The organism is Mucilaginibacter sp. BGA-UO-ETr-C110 (assembly GCF_059567985.1).
This window is the reverse complement of record NZ_JCAQPB010000002.1, coordinates 5578022-5602832: the sequence shown is the minus strand read 5'-3', so window position 1 is coordinate 5602832 and position 24811 is coordinate 5578022. Positions and strand designations below refer to the sequence as shown.

The window sequence follows — 24811 nt, the reverse complement described above, 5'->3', positions numbered from 1 at the left end:
TATCGGCTGTCATGCTGAGCCCGTCGAAGCATGGTGAGTAAGCCCTCCACGCTCTACCCTTCGACGGTGCTCTGGGCGACACCCCTCCTTCGGCTTGCTATTTATTTTTACCCCGCAATCACGGATGAATGGAAAAAATCCGTTAACTAATTGTCAAATAAACACCTTGCTTTTACAGGTTTTGCTTTTATTGTATATTCACACAAAAATTTTTGTTATGACGTTTTATAGCTTTCTTCAGCATCTTCATTCCGGGTTCAGGTACATTGTAGTAGTACTGGTTATTGTGGCCGCCCTGTTGGCGCTTCTTGGCCTTACTGGTAAAAAACCTTATACCGAGGGCAACCGCAAGCTTAATCTGTTCGCCCTGATCTCGGTGCATACACAATTGCTCATCGGTATTGTGCTGTATTTTGTAAGCCCCTTTGTACAGTTTACTAAAGATACCATGAAAAACCCGGCCACCCGCTATTTTACTGTTGAGCACTGGGTTATGATGATTATTGCCATTGTTTTGATCACCATTGGTCACGCCAAATCAAAAAGAGCGGCTACTCCCGAAGAAAAGCACAAAGCTATTTTTGTGTTCTATATACTCGGTTTGATCATTATTACCTCTGGTATCCTATTAATTCCACGAGGCTAATAGGATTTAGCAAATAAATAATTTCAGAAAAAATTTGACAATTCAAATTTCTTTCTAAATTTGTGACCACGATGATTAAAAGCACTCATAAAAACAGCTGGTGGCACCAATTAAATTTGGCAGCCGGTTGCGTTTTTAGTCAGAGATAACTAATCAATTGTAAACCTAAATAGGAAACCCGGCGACCCCAATTCGCCGGGTTTTTTTGTTTAATACACTTTTTGAAAATAACATGAACAAATTTAAAATAACCACTACCCATAAAAAGCTACTTGCCGATACCACCACGCCGGTAAGCATTTACCTGCGCCTGCGCGACGTGTTCCCGAATTCGTTGTTGTTGGAGAGCTCCGACTACCACAGCCGCGAAAACAGCTTAAGCTATATATGCTGTGAGCCTATTGCGGGCCTGGTATTAAACAACGGCATCCTCAAAAAAACATACCCTGATGGCAGCCAGGAAACCCACGAAGCTGGTTCGTTTGACCTGATTGATCAGATCAACCTGTTTATAGCCAGTTTTGATACCGATGCCAATCCAGGTAAGATCATCTCAAACGGCTTATTTGGTTATTTTACCCACGAGGCGGTGGAGCATTTTGAAACCATTAAGCTCAAACAGAGCAGCGATACCGCCCGGCAGATCCCGGTGATGCAATACCATGTTTACCGCTATATCATCGCGATTGACCATTTTAAGAACGAACTGTATATTTTCCATAACGAGGCAGAAGGCGGTCCTACCAACGGTGGTATCGAAAAACTGGAATACCTCATCAAAAACAAAAACTTCCCCGAGTATAACTTCAAGAGCACAGATGCCGAGCAATCAAACCTCACCAACGAGGAGTTTATTGCCATTGTCGAAAAAATGAAGCAGCATATTTACCGGGGCGATGTTTTCCAGATCGTACCATCAAGGGCTTTTTCCCGCACCTTCCAGGGCGACGAATTTAATGTTTATCGTGCCCTGCGCTCTATCAACCCTTCACCCTACCTGTTTTATTTTGATTTTGGCGATTTCCGTATTTTCGGCTCATCACCCGAGGCGCAGATCACCATCAAGAATAACGTGGCCAGCATATTTCCTATCGCGGGTACCTTTAAACGCAGCGGTGATGATGTAAAAGATGCCGAAATAGCCCGCAACCTCGAGAACGACCCCAAAGAGTCGGCAGAACATGTGATGCTGGTCGACCTGGCCCGTAACGATTTGAGTCGCCATTGCGAACAGGTACATGTTAAAGCTTTTAAAGAGGTGCAATACTATTCACACCTGATCCACCTGGTATCGCATGTAAGCGGCAAATTGCTGCCAGGCGTGTCATCCTTTAAGATTGTGGGCGATACCTACCCTGCCGGAACACTGAGCGGAGCACCAAAATACCGGGCCATGGAAATTATTGACGAGAACGAGAAAGCCAAACGCAGCTTTTATAGCGGCGCCATTGGTTACCTGGGTTTCAACGGCGACTTTAACCACGCCATTATGATCCGCTCCTTCCTCAGCAAAAACAATACGCTGCATTACCAGGCGGGCGCAGGCATTGTAGCCGGCTCTATAGCCGAAAGCGAGCTTCGGGAGGTAGATACCAAAATATCGGCCCTTAGACGTGCTGTTGAGCTGGCGGAGGAACTTTGATCGGGTGCGAGTTGCGGGATGCCGGTTGCCGGAGCCTGCGAGAATAAGAATAGACAACGCGGTAAACATTCCGTTGTTAGAATTTAGAAATTAGGATTTAGAATTTCCTTTTAAGGATTAAAAAATGAACAAGATATTAATAATTGACAATTACGATTCCTTTACCTATAACCTGGTGCATTTGGTTAATGAACTTGGCCTGCAATGCGAGGTTTGGAGGAACGATAAATTTGCCCTAAGCGATGTGGATGCTTTTGACAAGATCATCCTTTCACCCGGACCCGGTATTCCCTCCGAAGCCGGCTTGCTGCTGGAGGTGATCGAAAAATATGCGCCTACCAAGAGCATATTCGGCGTTTGCCTGGGGCAGCAGGCCATTGCCGAGGTATTTGGCGGCAGTTTATACAACCTGAGTCAGCCGATGCACGGGATAGCCACACCTATTAAGGTAACCAACAGGCAGGAGGGGCTTTTTAAAGGCCTGCCAGACAGCTTTAAGGTTGGCCGCTATCATTCGTGGGTGGTGAGCAACGAAGATCTGCCAGAGACACTGCAAATAACCGCTATTGATGAGGAGGATAATTCCATCATGGCACTGGCCCACCGCGAATATGACGTACGGGGCGTACAATTTCACCCGGAATCTATACTCACCGAGTACGGCAAGGAAATGATGCACAACTGGTTGAGCAGTAAATAATATATTTGCACTGGCAGAATGACAAAAGAACAAACCCGTCATTGCGAGCGATAGCGTGGCAATCCCCGATCTGCAGAGCCGCTCTGTATAGTTTGGGATTGCCACGCTATCGCTCGCAATGACGCTAATAATATTTACCTCATGAACATACTTGATAAAATAGTTGCCAATAAAAAAAAGGAAGTAGCATCTGCTAAAAAACGCGTTTCCTATGTTGAACTGGAAGAGTCGGAATATTTTCATCGCGATACTTACTCCTTCAAAGAGTTTTTACTGGATCCGGAACGCAGCGGTATTATAGCCGAATTTAAGCGTAAATCGCCGTCCAAAGGCATTATTAACGATAAGGTAAGGGTTAGCGCCGTTACCAATGGTTATGCCAGCGCGGGCGCCTCGGCCCTGTCAGTTTTAACCGACCGCAACTTTTTTATGGGCCGCAAAGCCGACCTGGTGAAGGCCCGTTCGGTCAACAATATCCCTATCCTGCGTAAGGATTTTATGATAGATGAATACCAGGTGATCGAAGCCAAAGCATTAGGCGCCGATATTATTTTGCTGATAGCCGCCATACTTACCCCTGCAGAAATTGATACCATGGCCACACTAGCCAAAAGCATAGGTTTAAATGTACTGCTGGAGGTGCATAACCTGGAAGAGCTGGAACGCAGCATCCACCCCAAACTGGATGCCATTGGCGTAAATAACCGCAACCTGGCCGATTTTACCGTATCTGTAGAAACTTCATACCAACTGGCCAAACATATCCCGGCAGAGTTTATGAAAATATCCGAGAGCGCCATCAGCGATCCGGAGACTATCCGTCATTTGAAACTGGCGGGCTTCAATGGTTTCCTGATCGGTGAAACTTTCATGAAACAAGCCGACCCGGCTCAGGCCATGCGCGATTTTGTAGCCCAGTTATAAACAGATCCTGAAAAACTTTTTAAACCTTAAATTTTAACAAATTCCTGCTCAAAATCGGGGTAAAAGCGGCTGAAAATTGCTTGAAAAAAAGTTCATTTTAGCACTTTTAACAAATTTCAACACGGTTTTGATGCGTTTTGAAAGCTTTAAAAAGTATTTATCAACTTAAGTCATGCCGAACTTGTTTTGGCACCCCATCAGCAAGGTGTGCAACATGATGATAACCTGTCCTGAGGATCCTGAAACAAGTTCAGGATGATTTATTTTGTGGGGACAAATCAAGTTGGGAATCATATCTTTGAGAATCAACTAAACCGATATGACAATAAAATTGGGTGATTTTTTTCCTAAAAAACCAGTAAACGAACCATCATTGGATCTTAATAGTTCAATATGGAAAAACTTAGAAGGCGGTTATAGGAGAACAACCTACGATGCATCCATAGCTTTAAAAAAACTGGAGCAGGCGGACACGTTACAAACTGCTGGCCTTATTTATCAGGAATTATGGGATGAACTCCATCATCAGGGAGATGTTGGCCTCGCATCGTATTATGCTGTTCCACATTTGGTGAGGATAGCACGGGAGAAGCAATTGATAGATTATAATGTTTTAGGGGTTGTTTCTGTTATCGAAATACAACGGCATAAAGAGAACCCTAAGTTGCCGAAAGCTTTAACACCTGATTATGATATCGCGATAAAAGAACTGGGTGAGCTTGCCAAACTGGCTATGAACCAAAATTGGGACTTAAGTCTGGCATCTTGTGCTTTAACTGCTATTGCGTTAGCTAAAGGACAACTAAAACTTGCTAATGCAATACTAAACATGGATAGCGAGGATCAGATAGACGAGTTTCTGGAAACTTATAGCTAAGAATAACCCTTTCCACCATAAGATAACCCATGCCCTTTACCTTTGCACATCCAGCCCTGGTTTTGCCATTGAAGTATCTCCCGAAGAGGTGGATATCTATGATAGCGCTGGTAATCGGAAGCATGGTGCCCGATTTTGAATACTTTTTCAGGATGCGGGTGCGCAGTATTTATAGTCATACCATCACGGGATTGTTTTGGTTTGATCTGCCAATCGGGTTATTGTTGTTTTTGATCTATCATAAAATAGTAAAAGACAAGCTGATCGATCATCTGCCTGTTCAGCTTAACCAACGGTTTTCTCAATTTAAAGGCAATACCGGGAGCCCCCTTTCTCCTGGATACATTGCCATAATTGCACTTTCGATCCTTGTCGGCAGCGCCTCACATTTACTATGGGACAGCTTTACCCATCCTGCCGGCTATTTTGTTACCATCATCCCGGCCCTAAAGCATATGATCCTTATTGGGAGTCATGAGTTTTACACTTATCAATTAGCTCAGCATACCAGTACGTTATTGGGCGGGATAGCTATTTTATTTGTCCTGTATCGATTACCCAAAGGCCTAAATACTAAGGTTAATAATATTGCCTCTTACTGGCTGAAGTTGGCGGGCATCGCTGTTATAGTAACGGCCATTAGGTTGGCCTGTGGCTTAAATTATCACGAGTACGGCAACCTGATAGTTACAGGTATTGCGGGTATGTTTATTGGATTGATGATTGCATCTTGTATATACTCCACCGAAGACCCGCAAACCAAGTAGTAATTTATTTTTGTCATGCTGAACGGTTGAAGCATCTATTGTGCGATAAGCATATCGAAGAAGATCCTTCGTTCCTCAGGATGACAAATAATATTGGTCCTTTTCCCATCCCTCTTTCCAGCGAAGCTGAAGAGAGGGTGACCAAGCGCAGCGATGGTCGGGTGAGTCGGCTCTTGAACATTTCAATCCCCCTCTGTCGGTTTTGTTCTATTTTCCCATTCCATGGCCCTATAATTTTGATAAAAAATTAAGACCATGAAAAATCAGGAAAACACCAAAAAACACATACTGGTACTGGGTGGTACCGGAAAAACCGGCAGTCGCGTTGTAAGCAGCTTACAGCAAATGGGTTGGCCAGTACGTATTGGCAGCCGTAATGCAACCATACCTTTCGATTGGAACGATCAAGGCACCTGGCCAGCCGCATTACAGGACATTGATTCCGTTTATATCTCTTATCAACCGGATCTGGCCGTTCCCGGGGCAACAGACACTATCCGCGAGCTGGCCAGCTTAGCTATAGCAAAAGGGGTTACCCATCTGGTACTATTATCGGGCCGGGGCGAAGAAGAAGCGCAGGCCTGTGAAAAAATCATAATGAACGCCGGCACCAACTGGACCATTTTACGCGCCAGCTGGTTTAACCAGAATTTCAGCGAAGGCTACCTGCTCGACCCTATTCTGTACGGACAGGTTGACTTACCCGTGGGCGATGTACCCGAGCCATTTATTGATGTGGATGATATTGCCGATGTAGCCGTGGCAGCATTAACCCTGGATGGTCATGCCGGGCAATTGTATGAGTTAACCGGTCCGCGCCTGCTGACATTCCGCGAGGCCATACAGGAGATAGCGTCTGCTCTTAACCGCCCGGTTCAATATCAACAAATTTCGATGGATGAATATAAGGGCATGATGCAGGAGTACCAGATACCCGATGATTATATCTGGCTGATCAGCTACCTGTTCACAGAAGTGCTGGATGGCCGCAATACCAGCCTCGCCGATGGTGTGCAGCGTGCCCTGGGTCGTAAACCCACAGATTTTTCGGAATATATCCGCAAGGCCATTGCCGCCGGAGCATGGCAAGTAACTGCATAACTCTATTCAAAACAGGGTGTCACCCTGAGCTTGTCGAAGTGGCGAGCGCAGAGGCCTACCCACCATGCTTCGACGGGCTCTACCATTATGGATCCTCCCCCATGTCATTGCGAGGAGGAACGACGAGGCAATCTCGTAGCTATTCCTATCCATGAGAACACGAGGAGATTGCTTCGTACCTCGCAATGACATATCTTATAATTTAAAAACTTACGAAATTTTTAAAATTTCGTAAGTTTCATATCCGCTGCATGGGTACTATTTTTTTACCGGGTAAAGCGATTCGATAGCCACCACATCACTTGCTGTAAACGGGCGGTCGGTGCCGTCGCTGCAGGCCAGCATCCATGATCCGGGTTCGCCCCCTATAGGCGTGCCAGGGATATAAAAAGCAAGGCCGCCTTCGTCAATCGGTGCTTTAAAGAATGCCTGCAATATCCCTATCCATGAAGAAGTATCATAACCGCAGCTAAATGCCCTGTTTTGGTAATCGGTATGCCTGAAACCAATAGCATGCCCAATTTCATGAGCTATAACGGTAGTCAGCTCGCCTTTATCCTGAAAATTTTTAGTGTACCTGGAACTATTAAGCGCGATAGGCGTTGCCGGTCTGCCATCCATCCCCGGAAAGCCTGACGACTGGCCCAGGATGTTCGGATCGCCAAACTGTTGCCCGGTGATCAATATATCCTCCTGAGCGGTTGAGGCCGAATCCAATAGCGTAAAAGTAAGTGTTAAACCCAGATCGTTATACCGTTTTATGGCGTTCTTAGCCGCCGTGGTAAATACCTGCTGCGACGCGCCCGCGCTCACCTTCACCTTAATGGCATTGGTTAAGCCGGTAACAATAAACAAGGTGCGGTATTGCTCTGTTACAGGTTTCTTGAATACGATCTCGCTCACATGCTGGCTCTGAAAATCGAGATCGGCCTGTTTCAGTAAAATGTCGCCCTCCACAATAAAGCCATCTTTAACACGCACAGCATTAACCGGCGAAAATCCGGCTTTAGCAATACTTAACTGCTCGTCCTGGGTAAGTGCTGTGTTGGCAACCTGTGGCTCGACGGGGGTACTACTCTTTTTACAGCCAACGGCCACCGTGATCATTAATAAGAGCGTAAGGATGATCGTTTTTTGATTTAGTAATGATTTGTTTTTCATTTTTAGTCGGTAAATAATAATTCGTTATGGTAAATGAACAATTGCTTATAGAGCAATAAACATAACCATTTTTATTACACGTATTTAAAAATGCACAAATTGAATAAACATTAGTAACTAATAGTTAATTATGCCATCCGGGAGAATCAGTTATGTTGCGCGGTTTATAAACAAACCATGATCGCTATCCTCAATTTATCAAACACAATTATTTATATATTTATATCAACACTACACCTATGGAAACAACAAAAGTAATTGGACAAACCAAGGACGCCGGCTTTGAGGTCGGTGTCAGAAAAACGTTCCCGGTTTCTGTTGAACAGGCCTGGGATTTTCTGTTTTCGGACCAGGGATTTTCTATCTGGCTCGGTGGGATAAAGCCCGATGCGTTTGACATCAACCAAAACTACAAAACGGAGGAAGGTACAGAAGGCAAACTAACCATTTTTAAACCGTACTCGCACACCCGGTTAACCTGGCGAAAAAAGGATTGGGACAACACATCAACCCTTCAGCTCCGGGTGATCAATGCTAAAGGCAAGGCAACCGTAAGCTTTCACCAGGAAAAACTCCAGAGCAGCAAGCAACGCGATGAAATGAAAGCCCATTGGGATAAGGTGATAGCGCAAATAGGTACCTATCTGAATTAAGCGACGTAGGGGTTTTTAAATAAATTCAAACAGGTTAAACTATCTTCGCGATTTATTATCATATGTGATATAATGGATGTGTTACTGGCATCCATTTTTTATATACCCCAGATCCTGCACTATGAAACTTAAACCCCTGTTTTTGTTACTTCTCTTACTAAGTACTACTCTGTTTTGCAAAGCCCAGATATTTAGCGGCGGCCGGGAATTGAGTGTAAAACCTATCGACATTAATAACGAGCAGATCATCCTGTTCCTTTTACTCAACGGCAATATTTCTGTTGAGAATAATTTAAACGGCAAAGCGCTCTACCGCGATCAGTTTGACGGTTTTGACAATACCGGTAAATTAAAATCCATCGGCAATACTGTTTTTACGTATTACGACCGCTTTGACTGGGAGGAGAATTTTGGTAAGATCAAATCTATCGGTAAAACACAGATCACTTATTATGACCGCTTTGACTGGGAAGAGAATAAAGGCAAGCTTAAAACCGTGGGTGGTGTTAAAATAACCTGGTACGACAGGTTTGACCGCACTGAACTTTTGGGTAAACTTAAATCGGTAGGCGATATGCCGGTAACTTATTATGACGCACCGGATGGTCGCAGCAAAGCCGGTAAGATCAAATCCATTGGCAATACCCTGTTTACCTATTACGACAGGTTTGACGGTGATGATAACCGGGGTAAACTTAAATCCATCGGCAGCACCCGCATTACCTGGTATGGGCATCTTGATGCCGACCAGGAGATGGGCAAATTACGCTCAATAGGTCGGGCCAGGATCATCTATTTTGACAACTTTGATCCGGACGAAAGCAAGGGTAAGATTAAAGCTATTGCCGGTCCTTTTATTGATCCGGAGCACGAATTTTAAAGCGCAGGTTCATGGCGGCAATGGCCATAATAATAAGCGCTACGCCAGCCCATTGTATAGGCAGTACGCTTTCGTTAAGGATAAAGTGAGCAAATAAGATAGATACCGGGATCTCGACCGAGGAAACAATACTACCCAGCCCTATGCCGGTTTTAGGCAAACCTTTGGTAAACAGCAGCGGAGGTAGTATGGTACCAAACAGGGCCAGAAAAGCCCCCCATTTCCAGATCACCGAAAAATTAAAATGCTGTACCAGCTCCACGTTCCAGAAAATGGCGATGGCTATCAATCCGCCCAGCACCAGGTACATACTCCGTTTTACCCCCGGTAAATGCAATGCTACTTTGTTTGACGAATACATGGCCACCGTATAACTCATGGCCGATAAAAGACCGAATATGAGTCCCCGCACATTAAACGCTACCCGGGCATCAAAAATATTGGTGGCCAGTAAAGTCCCGGCTATCACAATAAGGGCGGCGATGATCTTTCTGCCATCGGGTGCCTGCCGGGTAAGCACCCACTCCAGGATAATGCCCATCCAAACAGTTTGCATCAATAAAATAATACAAACAGATACCGGCAGGTACTGTACCGACAAATAATAAAAAGTGCTGGTGAGCCCCAGCGATGTACCGGCCAGCAGCATTTTCAGTTGCGGATTTTTGTCGCCCGCCTGTGTTGCTTCCTTTTGCTTTTTACCAAACAGGCCCATGATCAGCAAAACCACAAAGCCAATAAAAAATTGCGAAAAGGTGATCTCACCGGTATGGTAACCCTGGCCGTGCGCCACTTTTACAAAGGTGGCCAATACCCCATAACTTGCCGCGCCCAGCGCCACCAATAATATCCCCCTTAGCTTTTCCATAGTGTTTTGTCGTGGGCGCAAAGGTCAGCCAAAGGCACGACAAAAAACGTTTACAAATGTTGATATTTCAGGAATATTGCTTTTTAATGAAATGGGGATGCTGATTAAAAACGCGTCATTGCGAGGTACGAAGCAATCCCTACAGAGGCAGGTCGGTCATTCAAGGTTTAAACTGTTCTATTTGCTCTGTGTAGTATAGAGATTGCTTCGTACCTCGCAATGACGTTCGGAAAAACCTTTCCACAATCTATTACCCCCCTTTTCCTTAATCTGTATCAGTATTACCCGGTTCTGTATAAATTATCCCGGGTGGGCCCCAATACCTTTGTTGTATAAATTAATTCAAAAAACAAAAGCAATGTCAAAGACAATTTTTATAACCGGAGCTTCCCGTGGATTTGGAAAACTTTGGGCCGAAGCATTTTTAAAACGTGGCGATAAAGTAGTAGCCACCGCGCGTAACCTGGACACCCTGGCCGACCTGGTAAGCACCTACGGCGATGCCATATTACCTATACAATTGGATGTAAACAACCGTGAAGCCGACTTTGCAGCTGTTGAGCAGGCTAAACAACATTTTGGCACTATCGATGTGTTGATCAACAATGCCGGTTACGGCCTGTTTGGCACCATTGAAGAAACCAGCGAACAAGAGGCCCGCGAACAGATAGAAACCAACGTATTTGGCTTGTTATGGCTTACCCAGGCTGTATTGCCGGTGATGCGCGCGCAAGGCCATGGTCATATTATACAGGTATCAAGCGTGTTGGGTATAGCTACTTTACCTGTTTTAGGTTTATACAATGCCTCTAAATTCGCGGTAGAAGGTTTGAGCGAAACCCTTGCAACCGAGGTGGGCGGCTTTGGCATCAAAGTATCCTTAATTGAGCCAAACGGCTTTGCGACCGACTGGGCAGGTGCATCTGCTACCCATACCCAGGTTTTACCGGAATATGAGGGTGTAAGGGCGGCCTTCCAGGCGGGATTGACAGACACAGATGCTTTTGGCGTACCTGAAGCTACATCCGAAGCCGTGCTGAAATTGGTAGACAGCGCTAATCCGCCACTGCGCCTGTTCTTGGGTAAAGTAGCTTTGCCATGGGTAAAACAGGTTTATGAACAACGCCTGGCCAGTTGGGAAGAGTGGCAACCTGTAGCTGCTGCGGCTCATGGCAAATAAGCCCTGATAATTTTACTTTAACTCAACTAAATACCCCGGCATAATTCATACTTTTATTAGTGTGAATTATGCTTTAATTATTTCTGATCATGAAACATTATAAAAGCCTTGCCCAATTAAGCCACGACAATGGTTTACCTCCACCGGAAAACCCGTTGCTTAGCCTGGTACATTGCAATAAAGACTGCAATATTGTGGAGCAGGAGTTTACCAGCGATTTTTATCTGATCGGGTTTAAAAAGCTGATATCGGGTATGTTTTTATATGGCCGTACCAAATACGATCATGATAACGGCTCCATGTCGTTTGTAAAACCACGGCAGATTATCGAGTTTAAAAACATGAAGTTTGAGGAAAATGGTTTCCTGATCCTGATTCACGAAGATTTTCTGAATGGCCACCCGCTGCACACCGAGATCAAAAAGTATGGTTATTTTGAATACGAAACCAACGAGGCCCTGCATCTTTCGCCCAAGGAAGAACAGATCATCTGGGGCTTGTTTAACGAAATTGAAACCGAATACAACAACAACCAGGACGAGTACAGCCGCGATATTATCCTGGGGCATATAGAATCTATCCTAAAATATTCACAGCGCTTTTATAAACGGCAGTTCATCAACCGCATCGAGGTAGTCGGCAAAATGGCTTCCCGGTTCAATGACGCGCTTTCGGTATATTTTGAAAAAGGTTATTTACTGGAAAAAGGCCTGCCTACCGTTAAATCAATGGCTGCCGAACTTAACCTGTCGCCAAGTTACCTGAGCGACCTGTTGAAACAGGAAACCGGCAAAACGGCTATGGAGCTAATCCACATCTACCTCATATCCGAAGCCAAAAACCTGCTCAAAGGATCAGACCATAACATAGCCGAAACTGCTTATACCCTGGGTTTTGACAATCTACCTTATTTTTCGCGTTTGTTTAAAAAAGAGGTAGGCATTAGTCCTGTTCAATTCAGGAAACAGATCATGAATTAATCTTTGGGTTGATTGGGCAAAATGGGATTCTTTTGAACGGAATAATTGAGAGGGCTTAGTTCAACATGCCCATAACCAGCCTGATGATATCATCAAAAACAGCTTTTTCGGTAGTTGATTTTGCGGTTACCTGCATTCCCTTTACCGTGTTGGAGATGGATCGGGCAATTGCCCTGGTATCCTGCGCTTTACTGATCTCTCCATTTTCCTGCCCTTTTTTAATAACCCGGTAAAAGATATCTTCTACCTGTTGATCATTCCGGCAGATCATTTGTTTCACAACCTCGTCATGCGGGGCAACCTCCACTTCGGCATTCACCATGAAACAGCCTTTTCGGCTATAGTCACCCAGAAGTTCATCGGCAATAAACTCCAATATTTGTTTGATGACTTCTTTGGCAGGCAGGTCGCTACCTGCAATCTGGGATATTTTGGCAGAGGCTGTGCATTGATAACATTCCAGGGCCTTGATAAACAGGGTGTGCTTGTCGCCATAAGTATCATACAGGCTCGACCGGCTGATGCCGAGCCCGTCAACAAGATCCTGCATAGACGTACCATTGTACCCCTTTAACCAAAAAAGGTCAACTGCCTTGTTCAGCACCTCATTTTCATCAAACTCTTTAGTCCTTGCCATAATCGCGAATAGCTTTGCCTAATAATTAAGCAAAGCTATTAAAAAGCTATTAACTTGAACGTCAGGAATCAAGAAACAAGAGTCAAGAACCAAGAAAAAACTTGCTTTACCTTGAAATAAATCATCAGAAAATGATTCTTGACTCTTGATTCTAATATCTTGACTCTAAGCCTTACCGTACACCGCCACCGGCCAGCAGGGTTTCGCCGGTCAACCAGCGAGACTCTTCCGAAGCCAGGAATACGGCTACCAGCGCTATATCTTCCGGTTGACCAATACGGCCCAGAGGTGCTGTGCGTTCTGTTTCGGCCTGAAAATCACTGCCGATGAAGCCCGCGGTATGTGTACCTTCGGTTTCTACCATACCTGGATTAATGGAGTTAACACGGATCTTTTTAGGACCTAATTCTTTTGACAATACATGGGTAATGGCATCAACCGCGCCTTTGGTAGCTGTATAAATAGAGCTGCCTATCGGAGCTATGCTGCTCACTACCGAACCAATATTGATGATGCTGCCACCGTCTGCATTAAAGCTTTTCAATGCGCCTTGTGTGGTAAGCAATAAGCCCAGTACGTTAGTGTCAAACTGATTGTGGAAATCTTCAGCACTAATTTCTTCAATAGCACCGAATTTATAAACGCCTGCATTGTTTACCAGGATATCAACCGCGCCAAAAGCTTTGGTAGTTTCCTCAAACAAACGACTGATGTCAGCTGCTTTTGAAACATCGCCCTGAACAGCTATAGCTTTACCGCCGTTACTCACAATTTCTTCTACCACTTTATCGGCACCGGCTTTTGCCGAAGCATAATTAACTACAACAGATGCTCCTGCTGCTGCCAGACTTTTAGCTATACCCGCACCAATACCTTTTGATGCCCCTGTTATAACCGCTACTTTATTTTCTAATTTTTTCATTTTAGGGATGATTAATTTTTCTTATTTGGAATAATCGTTCCGCAAATATATATCATATCGGAACAAACGTTCCGTTTTGATCGCAATATTATGCTGGCATGACAAATGGGAATTTTTTCTTAAGGTATTACGGGGCGGACAATAACAATATGTTGTGTCTGATGGAGAGGGCTAATTAATCCTACCCATAAACAAAAAAGCAGATCCTGATTTGAAGTGTTCCAAATCAGGATCTGCTTTAAAAACTGACAATAAATAAGTTAGCTATCCGGGTTGATCAACTAATGATCATTATTTATTTACCTCTTTGATCGCGTTATTCAATACGGTAGATATAAAGGTGCCCCGCCGGCGATCTAAACTGGCAGTAACCAGGGTGTGGGGCGCTATAGGTGATGATAGCTTTTCAGCTGTTATTACGGGCAGCTGGTAATAGGCATTTTTTTCATTTTCCAGGTCGATTGTCCACTTCGCTTTTAAGTTTTTGCGGAATGTGTCGCCTACATAGCACGTAACCAGATCTAATACTTCTTTATTTTCCTGTTTAAGAATGTCATCAGTCGATTCAAATTTTGTGAGCAGCCAGGCTTCTATCTCATTAATGGATTGCACAGAATAATCAAGATCTTTCCCGGTTTCCTTTTTAAAGAACGCCTCAAAAGCTTCTAATTTATCTGACATTAAAAACAACCACTCCTCAAAATCGTCTGTAGTTGAATGCATTTGCCCCTCTTCCTTATTAAAATTTCGGCACGTTCAATATCATCATCAAAACTGAAGTAATAGGTTATCCAATTATTTTTTTCCTACCAGAAGTTGAGTTGCGGGATCCCAGCCATAGTCATCCTCTATTAATACCTCAAACTCCGCATTATCTTTTTTAATAAAATTAAAACGATAATATACTTCCTCTTTATCTGTATCAATCTCTTCTGGAGTACCCACACAAACCTGAAAATGGAGCACATAACTACCAGGCTCAACTTTAAAATTATGATCTGTATTTAGCGGATAATATTTGCCTTTTTTTTGTTCTTCTTCTAAGTTAACCTCTGGGTTTTCATACAAAAAAATGGATTCTGCCACAGTACTGATGCAAAATTCATTTACATCGGTTATCTCAAAAGGAATTAACGCAGAACGTTGAGCATTCTCATCCTGAACTACAGTTGCAGAGCTGTCAATTAAAAAGTAGCTCCCGAAACTACCGTCAACCAAGGGGTCGAGTACAATGTAGTTTTTAGTCCAGAGCATCCCAAACTCTACATTTTCATCTCCCCACTGTTCTAATTCCAAATCTTTCTTTATCGATCTAACAACTATTTGATTGTTAGATACTAAGGTGTTAATGTTAATCATATTAGGTTTTAATCTGTTATAATAATCTTCACAACTGTACCGTCAGGATAGTCAGACAATGCATTGCCTATTGCGCTTCCTGCTCCTCTGTTATCACCAGGATTGATGTGCCTTACACTTGCTCCTTTTCCGCCTTCTTTAAACATAGCCATTGGCCATTCATCCCTATCTAAATTGGGCTTTGTTTTAACGCCTCTCAATGAGGTAGCTCTATTTGCCTTAGCCCCGTCCCTTTCAATTGTAACAACATTTGGCTTTCCTGAAGCTATTGCATCTTCAATATGTTTGGCCGTTTCAGGATAATCGCTTTTACTTATAGATACTTCAACAGTGTGGGTTTCTCCTGTAACGTTTTTAACCTGCGCTTTGTTTGTATACCCATTATGTACCAGTACCCCATCCTCGGTAACAAAGTAATTCTCGTTATCTTCTACATCAAAGTTATAAACTGTAGACACTTTACTGATAAGACCGATGTTTTTTATGGTTACTTTTCTGCCATCTATCAGCTCCAGTTCTTCGGCCGCGCTGATGTTTTGTATCTCGCGCCATTCGCCATTAACTAAAAACCGATGTTCGGGCGTAACCTGAAATATGGTACCATTCTCCAGCTCCAGCATGATCATACTTAGGGTGGTGCGGCGGTGTACCTGGGTAACGGGCTTTAACTCGCGTTGCCCGGTTGTTTCGTTCATTGTCCATACCACAGTACCAATGGCAATGGTTTCGATACCCACCAGGCCGTTACTGGTATGTACCTGCGTACCTGCCGGGAAACAAACCAGCGATGCACCCTTTGCGGCAAAAATAGCCAGTATGAGTTCTTTCCCGCTGTTTAGAAGTTTATCGGTAGTGCTCATTTCCGGATTGGTCCAGATATCATATTGCCCTTTATAGGCTCCAAACATGCCAAAACCACGCATTCCCCGGCAAAGCCAGCTCATTTTGCCAAACAAGGTGGCGGGATTAAACATATTACCCATTTCGGCCTTGGCAACATTTAAAAACTCCGCACCGGCAGCCCGCAGGCCGCTTGTTGCCGCGGTACCAGCCATGCTACCCATGCCCCGCCCAGCTAAAAAGCCAAATGCGAAATTAGCGATATGCCCCACATCATTCATGGTGGTGCTCATCATGGCCTCCCAAAAGGTTTCTTTAATATCGATCATCACGTTTTCGGCGGTACAACAAAGCTGACTTTGTTTTACCACCAATCCTTCATGACCATCAATGATCAAATTGGGTGATGGGTTTACCCATTGCCTGGAGCCGGCATTGCTTTTACATTTCATGTAACCTATGCCAATAGCCAGCAGTAAGGCTCCCCCTATAATCGCGGCCAGGGCCCAGCCAGCAACCGGCACGGCCATTAAGGCCAGTGCAGCCACCAACAGACCGGCAATAGCGCCGGCCATAAAGGCCATGCTTCCTAAACATACGAAAACATTATCCTTCATGGTATCCATGGTATTGGCTACCAAATTACCGCTGAAAATGGCAGTTCTACTTTTGTCCACTTTCATCTGCTTAAACATGGCGCCTTTAGGACATACCAGGTAATGCTTTTCTGTTAACCACTGTAGATCCTCAGCCATAACTTTAAACGCTTTCCAGATTTAAATACAAATCTGATTTATAATCATTATTCAGTTGCTCAAAAACCTTCATCTCGGCAGTTACCAGGTTGTTATCATTATCCCTGGTAAAACTGGCTTGCGTATAATGTTTGATATCAAACTCGGTTTGTCCGGTTACTTTGGAGAGCATGTTTTTATCAATGCGGCCCTTATCATCTAAAGATGATTCCGTATTAACCACATAACCGCTATCCAGTTTCTCGGTAGTATAGGTTTGCTTCAGCGGAACCATAAAACCAATGCCCATGCGGTCGCGTTCCTGCCGTTGCTGTTCGTAGGTCACATTATCTGGCCGGGCATTAAAAGCATATAAAAAAAGATGCATGAAATGGGTATTGGACAAATTTTCGATCAATTCCGGAGGGTTTGACAATTCCCTATCCTTATTCCGGATAATTTCAAACGCCGCGATAGGATTGATTTGCATCAGCTCCTTTTTCAATTTATCCCATTTCGACCTGATCTCGGGCAAATTGAGCAAGCCCTTAATTGCTCCGCCGCTATTAATACACAGGTGCTGCCTGCTATATATATAGGCCAGTTTATTTACGTATTCAATCAACTGATAAGTGTTCGGATCGTAATATTCCGTTAGTTTAACATCATGCTCTTCCAGCACGTATTCCTGCAGCTCGGGTTTGGGTGCATGCTGACCATAGCCCGAAAGGACATAGGTTCCGACGGTAGTAAAACTATCCATCATACTGAGCATTTTTACATTACCACGAACCGTAAGCTGATATTTATTTTCAAATACTTTTTCCATGAATTAAGAATTAACCCGAACAGGCTTGCCGTTAATCTCGGTCGTTACACCGGTTATGTTTACCTCTTTCCCATTGAACTTAGCTGATGTTTCGCCACTAATTGACATTTCATTTTTTGAAGAGATGGATAATTTAGTCTCAAATTCCATACTGCCATTTTTACTTGGAGCGCCATCGCCGGTTAATTTAAAATCTTCCGCGGCTCGGATCTCAATGTTCTTGGCTTGTATAATGATCTGATCCTTCGCCTTATCCATAATGATCATCACATTGCCAGTTTGCAGCTTTACATTATTATCGGCAGTGGCCGTAATAGCGTTATTACCATCAATAAATACGTGGTTCAGCCCGGTTTTATCTTTCACGAGGATACCTCCGCCATCATCAAGGGAAATAGTATGACCGCTTTTGGAGGTAAGACTTTTACTGTTATTGCTGGCGCTGCCCCCACTGCTGTTTTTACCATGGAAAACACTACCCATCACAAACGGGCGGGCGATATTTCCTTCTTCAAAGGCCACTACTACCTGGTCGCCTTTTTCGGGTATAAATACAAAGCCGCGGTTTTTGCTAACCTGGCCTGAGCTTCCGGCATCCGGTGTCATCACCCGCAGCCATTCGGTCACATCGTTCGACTGGCATTGCCATTTGAACTGAACTTTAACACGACCTGTACCGTCGGGATCGGCATTGTCAATTACGTTAGCCAATTGCATATCCGGGTTGGGTTTAGCCACCTCGTTTACCGGTAGGCGTTCCGTATCGGCAGTTACACCTTCGAAGGTATTCTGGTAGTGGCCTACTCCATCTACCTGATGATAAACCGCCGTAACCAGGAATTTACCAAAATCCTGCAATTCAAAACTTGTAGCTCCGCGCATGCTTGTGCTTACATTCAATATTTTGCCCAAGCCTACTTGTGGGTTATCGCCATTGCCTACAATATTCACCAGTTCGGCTATCTGGGCTTTTTGTTCGTTGTTTACAAAATCGCTGATCTCTTTCTGCGAGTTCACCCGTACTTCCATCGGGCCGTTGAAAACCTTGCTGAACACTTTATTCGAGGCATCTATCGCATGTGATACGTCGGGGTTGCCTCCGGCGCCTCCCTGTGGTTCGGCTTTAAGCAGTTCATCCTGTTTGGGGTTATAGGCAAATTTGTTTTGTTTAAGCGGAGCTATCTGCATAGAGTATTGCAGGCTGTGCAAATCGCGGCCATAGATCAGCTTTACTTCGTCCAGTTTATCCGGCTTACCGAAATTCAGCTTCTGACCATCATAATAAAACCACTCATAATACTCCGCCGAAAGCCGGTTGATAAAATCGTAGTCGCTTTCGCGATACTGGATGATATAATCGATCGGCGCCGTATTGGTGGGCTTGATGTTAAATTTCAGGTCGTTTTGGGGTGCATCCTGCGTGGCCAGTTGAATGATGGTTTTCAGGTCTTTATTCAAATATGATCCCAGGTCGGGCCCGCGGTCTATCAATATTCCCGGACTAAAACCACTGATCAGGATATCACCATGAAAACCATGGCTCTGCGATAGCTCTACTTTGGTTATGATGCCGCTGAATATGTTTTCGCTCCCGCTGGCTACACCAAATTGTACCGTTATGTTTTTCCCGATAAAGTCTTTGGAGTTTTGCAGCGTTACCTGGTTATACTCTTCAACCTGGTCGTGGTTAAACCGTAACTGAAAGGTGTGGTGCTCGTTAAAACGCTGATCAAGGTTAAATGTTGAAAAGTGCGTTATCGCCGTGCCTTCTATGTTGATATCAACTATTAATTTCTTTTCCATAAATTCAGGTATGTAAGCCCCAGACCTATAATTGACCGGGACGGAAATAATGTATGATTGCTTTTTGTTTTTTTAAAGCAAGTTTGTTTAAGATTTAGTTATCATATTATTAAATTGTTTTTAATTGCCTTGCAAACCAAACATTACCTATTTTACCTAAGGAACGCGCTTTACTTACGGATACATCAGTAAAGCCCAGTTCGCTTTCGGCTGCGTTTAGGAAGTCTTTAAGCATTTGGTGTTTTTCTGCGTTAAACTTTGCAGCATTACCCTGATAGTCGGATATGTCAATCTTTTTGCCATCACTAAAATCAAAACGCATAGATATGGTGCAGTTTGATGTATGAAAATAGTTAAAGCTGTAAAAACCCTTTAAATCGCTTTTAAGGTATTGCGTGGTTTTACCGTTATAAGTAAAGTTTATATGGGTAGCATCGAAACTTATCTCCACTGTTTTACTCAGGCCTTTCAAGATGGCAAACATTATGATAAGACCAACAATAACTGCCCCTATCATACCCGGAAGGCTGGCCGTTAAAAAGGTTATTATTGCGATAACAATTGGAGCTATCACAAAGAAGCCTATCAGCGCAAATACGTAAGGCCTTATTAAAACCACTTTTTCAAATACAAATGTTTTCATTTATTGAGTAATTGCTATAACAGGTATACCGTTTTTAGAATCCTCGTCAATGGCTTTTGCCAAATCCTGACGACCGTTTTCGGAAAAATAAGTGGCCACCAAGGGCAATAAAACAGTCAGGTTTCCAGCCGCATCAATCGGTTTAGCCCTTAACTCTTTAACGTTTTCTTCCTTGATCTTATCAACATCTTCGTTCATGTCAAACAGTTTCTTGGGCCTAACTACGTCATTACCGTCAATTGCGCCTTTAACCATCTTGTCGGGATATTTTCCTTCTTTTATATCACCAACAATCTGTTTGGCTAATGGTTCTTTATAAAGATCTCTTACCTGTACCTTCCCGTCGGGATTTTTGGCTTTCATAGTTTCATACAATGTTTTCAAATCACCGTTTAACTGATTGCTTAGCTTCACATTGTTAATGTTCTCTTTAACCCCGGTAATAAATCCTTTAGGGTTGATAGTATACAGGTCACGAAGGTTAGCCGGGTCATCTCCATTGGTTTCGCCGGGATGATTTACAAACTCAGGCACCCACTCGTTTTCGTCAACTTCATTGACTTTTTTATAGGCTTCGTCGTCCTGCATGGTGAGATGTCTGATACCAGCCCGTTCGGCATCTGTAGCAAGTACGGTGGCTGTGGTACCCAAACCCACCAAACTAACAAGTTTTCCGGCAGTGAGTCCACCTGCCAACCAACCGCCTGCACCGGCAACTGCAACCTCGCCTACCATACCAGCAATACCCATACCTGCAGCAAAGGCCACAATTGCGTCAACCGCCACTTCTGCACGGTTGTTGTTAGCAATGGCCGACGCGTATTTTTGCGCAACAGCCTGATCAAAAACAGGGGTTAATAAGCCGCCCTTTTCGCACTTTAAAATAGAGTTATGTGTTAACGCCCTGGCGCCATCAAGCTTTACTGTTGGATGAAAAATGGCCCATTGCCCGGCCTCTAATGGTTCTGAGCATTTATGGCTTACTACAATGTGTTTTACAACAGCATAGGCCATAAGACCGGCACCCAAAGCAATTATACCCCAGCCAATTGGGCCCGATAATACCAGTAATGCACCTACAATAAGACCGGCACCTAAAGCAAGGACGCTCCAAAAAGAGTGCTCCTCTTTCTTGCAGGTAAACTCAACCATTATATTTTTATCCTCTACAGTTAACAAAGGTTTTGCAATGCCTTTATCGTCGTATATTACCGTTAGCTCTTTACGCGTCGCAATCAAATTTGATGGCGCGGAGCTGGTTTGAAAGGTACATACTGTATTAACTTTTTCCGGAACATAGGAGGCACTCATAATCTTACCTGTTTTAAACTACAATCAGTAGATGTTGAATAATTGTTTTTAACTCCCTCTGTTAACAGCGCGTTTGCTTCGATGATATTTCCCGATGTTTTGTCTATTGTTCTTATAATGTCGTATTCGTAGATATAATCGGTAAAGGCATACTTAACTGCTGGTTTATAATAAAGATCGTATTGAGCTTCAATATCGCCCATTTTGAGTTTCTCTTTAACCAGCTCGCCATGGGTATGTACCGTTATTGTATCGTTATTCTGCGATTTTATTTTATTGGTTAGCACCACCTCAACGGGAACATTCACAAATATCTGTGACAAAAACTTAAGGACCTGCACTTTATTAATATCGGCGTAGTTATTAAAAAGGAGATGGTATAACATCACTCTATCGTACGATGCCTTGATGTTTTGCTGGTTTTTAAACTCCAGGTCACCGGCATTCAGGATATCCTGTGCAGCTTTTGGAGCACGCGATTCTATCTCTTTGTAAAACTCAGTTCCCATTAACTTCATACGGTGTTCATTCCATTTATCGGCCATTTGGGTAAGGTTTAACACCTCCTCTATCTCGTTATCTCCATTAAGCCTGAATTCGGCGGTTTCTTTAATAAATTCCATCTCCTTCATGGCATCCAAAGCAATTGAAAGGCGCGCCGGCTCTATCTCATAAAAATAATCAACCAGTGTAACATTAGCTTTATTGCTAGCTGGCTGCTTTTCAACCAGGTACTCCTTTTTTGTACTGGCATGTGATATTATTCTATCTTCGATCCGGGTTGCGTTCAGTTGTTCGCACCGGTAGCGTCTTTTGTTTACCTCCTGTGTTTCATTAACAGGTGTATGTACCGGCTGTTCAACAACGATATTTGTTGCTGACTGATCTTCAAAAAAACTAAACCTCTTGTCCATTTATAATTAATTTATATCAACCTGGCCACCTGTAATTGCGTGTACCCCATCGGCACATGATGTGATGGTACCACCGTCTATCGAGACTTCTGTTGATCCTATAATTGATACTTTAACGCCTTTAATTTGTATAGTACCATCTTTACTAAGTGTGATAGAACTAGATCCGGCTGTTAATGTGATAGTTTCTTTTGCTTTTATATTGGTTGCGTTGTCGGCAGTAATGTCTATCTCGTTACCATCTTTTTTTATTACAACTGAGTTATTTGCCGATTGCATGGTAACAACACTTGCTGCTGTACCGGTAAGAGTACCCGCGTGCTCATCAACGTGTATCATATTGGAAAGCGATGTTGCTAATGTTAAAGCATGTGCCCCATCATCAAAAGTTAAGTTACTGCCGCGCCTTGACGTCATTCCCTTGATATTGCTGTTGGTAAAGCCGCCGCTGTTTACATTATTGCTATGATAAACGCTTCCCATCACTACAGGCCGGGCAATATTACCCTCTTCAAAGGCAACAATAACCTGATCACCTTTTTCGGGAACCACTAAAAAGCCCCTGTTTTTGCCGGTATCGCCGCTACCCGCGTTCGGGCTAACTACCCGCAACCATTCGGTATCATCGTTCGACTGGCATTGCCATTTAAACTTTACTTTGATTCTTCCTTGTTTATCCGGGTCGTCATTATCAATTACATCGGCCAATTGCATATCCGGGTTTGGCTTGATAGCTTCGTTCACCGACAGACGTTCGCTATTGGCAGTTACGCCTTCAAAGGTATTCTGGTAATGACCTACACCATCTACCTGGTGATAAACTGCCGTAACCAGGAATTTACCAAAATCCTGCAGCTCAAAGCTAGTAACTCCGCGCATGCTTGTGCTCACATTCAATATTTTGCCCAAGCCTACTTGTGGGTTATCGCCATTGCCTACAATATTCACCAGTTCGGCTATCTGGGCTTTTTGTTCGTTGTTTACAAAATCGCTGATCTCCTTTTGCGAGTTTACCCGTACTTCCATCGGGCCGTTGAAAACCTTGCTGAACACTTTGTTGGAGGCATCTATCGCATGTGATACATCGGGGTTGCCTCCGGCGCCTCCCTGTGGTTCGGCTTTAAGCAGTTCATCCTGTTTGGGGTTATAGGCAAATTTGTTTTGTTTAAGCGGAGCTATCTGCATAGAGTATTGCAGGCTGTGCAAATCGCGGCCGTAGATCAGCTTTACTTCGTCCAGTTTATCCGGCTTACCGAAATTCAGCTTCTGACCATCATAATAAAACCACTCGTAATACTCCGCCGAAAGCCGGTTGATAAAATCGTAGTCGCTTTCGCGATATTGGATGATATAATCGATCGGCGCCGTATTGGTGGGCTTGATGTTAAACTTCAGGTCGTTTTGGGGGGCATCCTGCGTGGCCAGTTGAATGATCGTTTTCAGATCTTTGTTCAGGTACGATCCCAGGTCGGGCCCGCGGTCTATCAATATTCCCGGACTAAAACCACTGATCAGGATATCGCCATGAAAACCATGGCTCTGCGATAGCTCTACTTTGGTTATGATGCCGCTGAATATGTTTTCGCTCCCGCTGGCTACACCAAATTGTACCGTTATGTTTTTCCCGATAAAGTCTTTGGAGTTTTGCAGCGTTACCTGGTTATACTCTTCAACCTGGTCATGGTTAAATCGTAACTGAAAAGTGTGGTGCTCGTTAAAACGCTGATCAAGGTTAAATGTTGAAAAGTGCGTTATCGCCGTGCCTTCTATGTTGATATCAACTATTAATTTCTTTTCCATAATTCGGTAAATGATCCCTTAGTCTTTAAGCGGCCAAGGGCAGAAGTAGCTTATAACTTTATACTGGCCTTTTATCTTCCCAAACACAAAACCGTATGAAGTTTCTTTACCATTTTTTTGTTCGTACTGCTGTTGCAGCTCATATAATATACTCCCTTTGTCAGTAGCCTTTTTTAAGGTGTTGTAGTAATTTTCTGTTGTCGCTTTATCAATTTCAGACAAGTCCTCCTCCCTGCTTTGAGGTATCAGCCGCAAGGCATCTTTGCTAAAAATAGTTTCTTCATATTTCGGGTATTCCGATATACTCACCAAGCCTTCGGCGGGATTTACTGTTGTCGCCTTCAAGTCTTCGGCTGTCCACTGCGGCAGCGTTTGCAGGGGGAAATAGAACATGGTTTTTAGCTGTGTTTTATCACCCTTTTTTACCGCAGCTTTAAACTTTTTAAGAAATTCCCGAAATTGTTGTTCGTCATTATTTTTAGCGGAAATACTGGGTTTAACGATCTTATCAGCTTGCTGTATGTTAGCCGCACTATCGGTTATTTGGCTTTGTGCAGGTGTATTACCTTTGCAACCCGTGGTTGTACAAGCCAATAAGATAAGCTGACAAGCTAAAATATATGTGATCTTTTTTATCATG

The 24811-nt window shown here is 43.7% G+C and carries 25 protein-coding genes; 11 read left to right on the top strand and 14 right to left on the bottom strand.

The annotated features are described in order from the left end of the window. Nucleotides 1-217 precede the first annotated feature (217 nt). From AC57BQ_RS24120 to AC57BQ_RS24090, 7 genes are all read left to right on the top strand, one after another. Nucleotides 218-646, top strand: coding sequence for a cytochrome B (locus tag AC57BQ_RS24120; RefSeq protein ID WP_496408680.1), 429 nt, complete (start codon nucleotides 218-220; stop codon nucleotides 644-646). A 232-nt stretch (nucleotides 647-878) separates the two neighbouring features. Next, on the top strand, nucleotides 879-2288 hold the full coding sequence (locus tag AC57BQ_RS24115; protein WP_496408679.1) for an anthranilate synthase component I family protein: 1410 nt from the start codon (nucleotides 879-881) through the stop codon (nucleotides 2286-2288). A gap of 124 nt (nucleotides 2289-2412) precedes the next feature. Then, a complete protein-coding gene (locus tag AC57BQ_RS24110) occupies nucleotides 2413-2988 on the top strand; it encodes an anthranilate synthase component II (protein WP_496408678.1) in 576 nt (191 codons plus the stop codon). Between the two features lie 141 nt (nucleotides 2989-3129). Next, on the top strand, nucleotides 3130-3912 hold the full coding sequence (gene trpC / locus AC57BQ_RS24105; RefSeq protein WP_496408677.1) for an indole-3-glycerol phosphate synthase TrpC: 783 nt from the start codon (nucleotides 3130-3132) through the stop codon (nucleotides 3910-3912). Between the two features lie 319 nt (nucleotides 3913-4231). Next, the gene (locus AC57BQ_RS24100) at nucleotides 4232-4789 is read left to right on the top strand and encodes a hypothetical protein (RefSeq protein ID WP_496408676.1); all 558 of its coding nucleotides are present in this window, start codon (nucleotides 4232-4234) and stop codon (nucleotides 4787-4789) included. Nucleotides 4790-4818: 29 nt separating this feature from the next. After that, nucleotides 4819-5556 carry a DUF4184 family protein gene (locus AC57BQ_RS24095; RefSeq protein WP_496408675.1) on the top strand — a complete coding sequence of 246 codons (738 nt, stop codon included), beginning with the start codon at nucleotides 4819-4821 and terminating at the stop codon, nucleotides 5554-5556. Nucleotides 5557-5811: 255 nt separating this feature from the next. Next, nucleotides 5812-6657 carry an SDR family oxidoreductase gene (locus AC57BQ_RS24090; protein ID WP_496408674.1) on the top strand — a complete coding sequence of 282 codons (846 nt, stop codon included), beginning with the start codon at nucleotides 5812-5814 and terminating at the stop codon, nucleotides 6655-6657. 258 nt (nucleotides 6658-6915) lie between these two features. Here AC57BQ_RS24090 and AC57BQ_RS24085 read toward each other — a convergent pair whose 3' ends face one another. After that, the gene (locus AC57BQ_RS24085) at nucleotides 6916-7818 is read right to left on the bottom strand and encodes a M57 family metalloprotease (protein WP_496408673.1); all 903 of its coding nucleotides are present in this window, start codon (nucleotides 7816-7818) and stop codon (nucleotides 6916-6918) included. Nucleotides 7819-8057: 239 nt separating this feature from the next. Between AC57BQ_RS24085 and AC57BQ_RS24080 the strand changes: the two genes are divergently transcribed. Then, the gene (locus AC57BQ_RS24080; protein WP_496408672.1) at nucleotides 8058-8471 is read left to right on the top strand and encodes an SRPBCC domain-containing protein; all 414 of its coding nucleotides are present in this window, start codon (nucleotides 8058-8060) and stop codon (nucleotides 8469-8471) included. Between the two features lie 121 nt (nucleotides 8472-8592). Continuing rightward, nucleotides 8593-9351, top strand: a complete 759-nt coding sequence (locus AC57BQ_RS24075) for a hypothetical protein (protein WP_496408671.1) — start codon at nucleotides 8593-8595, stop codon at nucleotides 9349-9351. Here AC57BQ_RS24075 and AC57BQ_RS24070 read toward each other — a convergent pair. Beyond that, complete coding sequence (locus tag AC57BQ_RS24070; RefSeq protein ID WP_496408670.1) at nucleotides 9326-10219, bottom strand: DMT family transporter; 894 nt, start codon at nucleotides 10217-10219, stop codon at nucleotides 9326-9328. The genes AC57BQ_RS24075 and AC57BQ_RS24070 overlap by 26 nt on opposite strands. Before the next feature lie 358 nt (nucleotides 10220-10577). On the opposite strand from AC57BQ_RS24070, the gene AC57BQ_RS24065 reads away from it, so the two are divergent. Continuing rightward, a complete protein-coding gene (locus tag AC57BQ_RS24065; RefSeq protein WP_496408669.1) occupies nucleotides 10578-11399 on the top strand; it encodes an SDR family oxidoreductase in 822 nt (273 codons plus the stop codon). An 89-nt stretch (nucleotides 11400-11488) separates the two neighbouring features. After that, the gene (locus AC57BQ_RS24060) at nucleotides 11489-12379 is read left to right on the top strand and encodes a helix-turn-helix domain-containing protein (protein WP_496408668.1); all 891 of its coding nucleotides are present in this window, start codon (nucleotides 11489-11491) and stop codon (nucleotides 12377-12379) included. A gap of 55 nt (nucleotides 12380-12434) precedes the next feature. Here the strand turns inward: AC57BQ_RS24060 and AC57BQ_RS24055 are convergent, their stop codons facing one another. From AC57BQ_RS24055 to AC57BQ_RS24000, 12 genes are all read right to left on the bottom strand, one after another. Next, a complete protein-coding gene (locus AC57BQ_RS24055) occupies nucleotides 12435-13016 on the bottom strand; it encodes a TetR/AcrR family transcriptional regulator (RefSeq protein WP_496408667.1) in 582 nt (193 codons plus the stop codon). Nucleotides 13017-13188: 172 nt separating this feature from the next. Next, a complete protein-coding gene (locus tag AC57BQ_RS24050; RefSeq protein ID WP_090473358.1) occupies nucleotides 13189-13938 on the bottom strand; it encodes an SDR family NAD(P)-dependent oxidoreductase in 750 nt (249 codons plus the stop codon). Between the two features lie 291 nt (nucleotides 13939-14229). Next, entirely contained in the window at nucleotides 14230-14661 is a 432-nt protein-coding gene (locus AC57BQ_RS24045; protein WP_496408666.1) for a hypothetical protein, read from the bottom strand. A 72-nt stretch (nucleotides 14662-14733) separates the two neighbouring features. Next, the gene (gene comJ, locus AC57BQ_RS24040; protein ID WP_496408665.1) at nucleotides 14734-15297 is read right to left on the bottom strand and encodes a competence protein ComJ; all 564 of its coding nucleotides are present in this window, start codon (nucleotides 15295-15297) and stop codon (nucleotides 14734-14736) included. Nucleotides 15298-15305: 8 nt separating this feature from the next. After that, nucleotides 15306-16892, bottom strand: coding sequence for a polymorphic toxin-type HINT domain-containing protein (locus AC57BQ_RS24035; RefSeq protein ID WP_496408664.1), 1587 nt, complete (start codon nucleotides 16890-16892; stop codon nucleotides 15306-15308). 4 nt (nucleotides 16893-16896) lie between these two features. Then, complete coding sequence (locus tag AC57BQ_RS24030; RefSeq protein ID WP_496408663.1) at nucleotides 16897-17700, bottom strand: hypothetical protein; 804 nt, start codon at nucleotides 17698-17700, stop codon at nucleotides 16897-16899. Nucleotides 17701-17703: 3 nt separating this feature from the next. Beyond that, nucleotides 17704-19503, bottom strand: a complete 1800-nt coding sequence (locus tag AC57BQ_RS24025; protein ID WP_496408662.1) for a type VI secretion system Vgr family protein — start codon at nucleotides 19501-19503, stop codon at nucleotides 17704-17706. Nucleotides 19504-19612: 109 nt separating this feature from the next. Next, on the bottom strand, nucleotides 19613-20146 hold the full coding sequence (locus AC57BQ_RS24020; protein WP_496408661.1) for a hypothetical protein: 534 nt from the start codon (nucleotides 20144-20146) through the stop codon (nucleotides 19613-19615). Beyond that, on the bottom strand, nucleotides 20147-21457 hold the full coding sequence (locus AC57BQ_RS24015; RefSeq protein WP_496408660.1) for a hypothetical protein: 1311 nt from the start codon (nucleotides 21455-21457) through the stop codon (nucleotides 20147-20149). After that, a complete protein-coding gene (locus tag AC57BQ_RS24010) occupies nucleotides 21454-22371 on the bottom strand; it encodes a hypothetical protein (protein ID WP_496408659.1) in 918 nt (305 codons plus the stop codon). Before AC57BQ_RS24010 ends, AC57BQ_RS24015 begins: the two co-directional genes overlap by 4 nt. Before the next feature lie 6 nt (nucleotides 22372-22377). Next, a complete protein-coding gene (locus tag AC57BQ_RS24005; RefSeq protein WP_496408658.1) occupies nucleotides 22378-24171 on the bottom strand; it encodes a type VI secretion system Vgr family protein in 1794 nt (597 codons plus the stop codon). Nucleotides 24172-24189: 18 nt separating this feature from the next. Continuing rightward, nucleotides 24190-24810, bottom strand: a complete 621-nt coding sequence (locus tag AC57BQ_RS24000; protein WP_496408657.1) for a hypothetical protein — start codon at nucleotides 24808-24810, stop codon at nucleotides 24190-24192. Between the last annotated feature and the right edge of the window lies 1 nt (nucleotide 24811).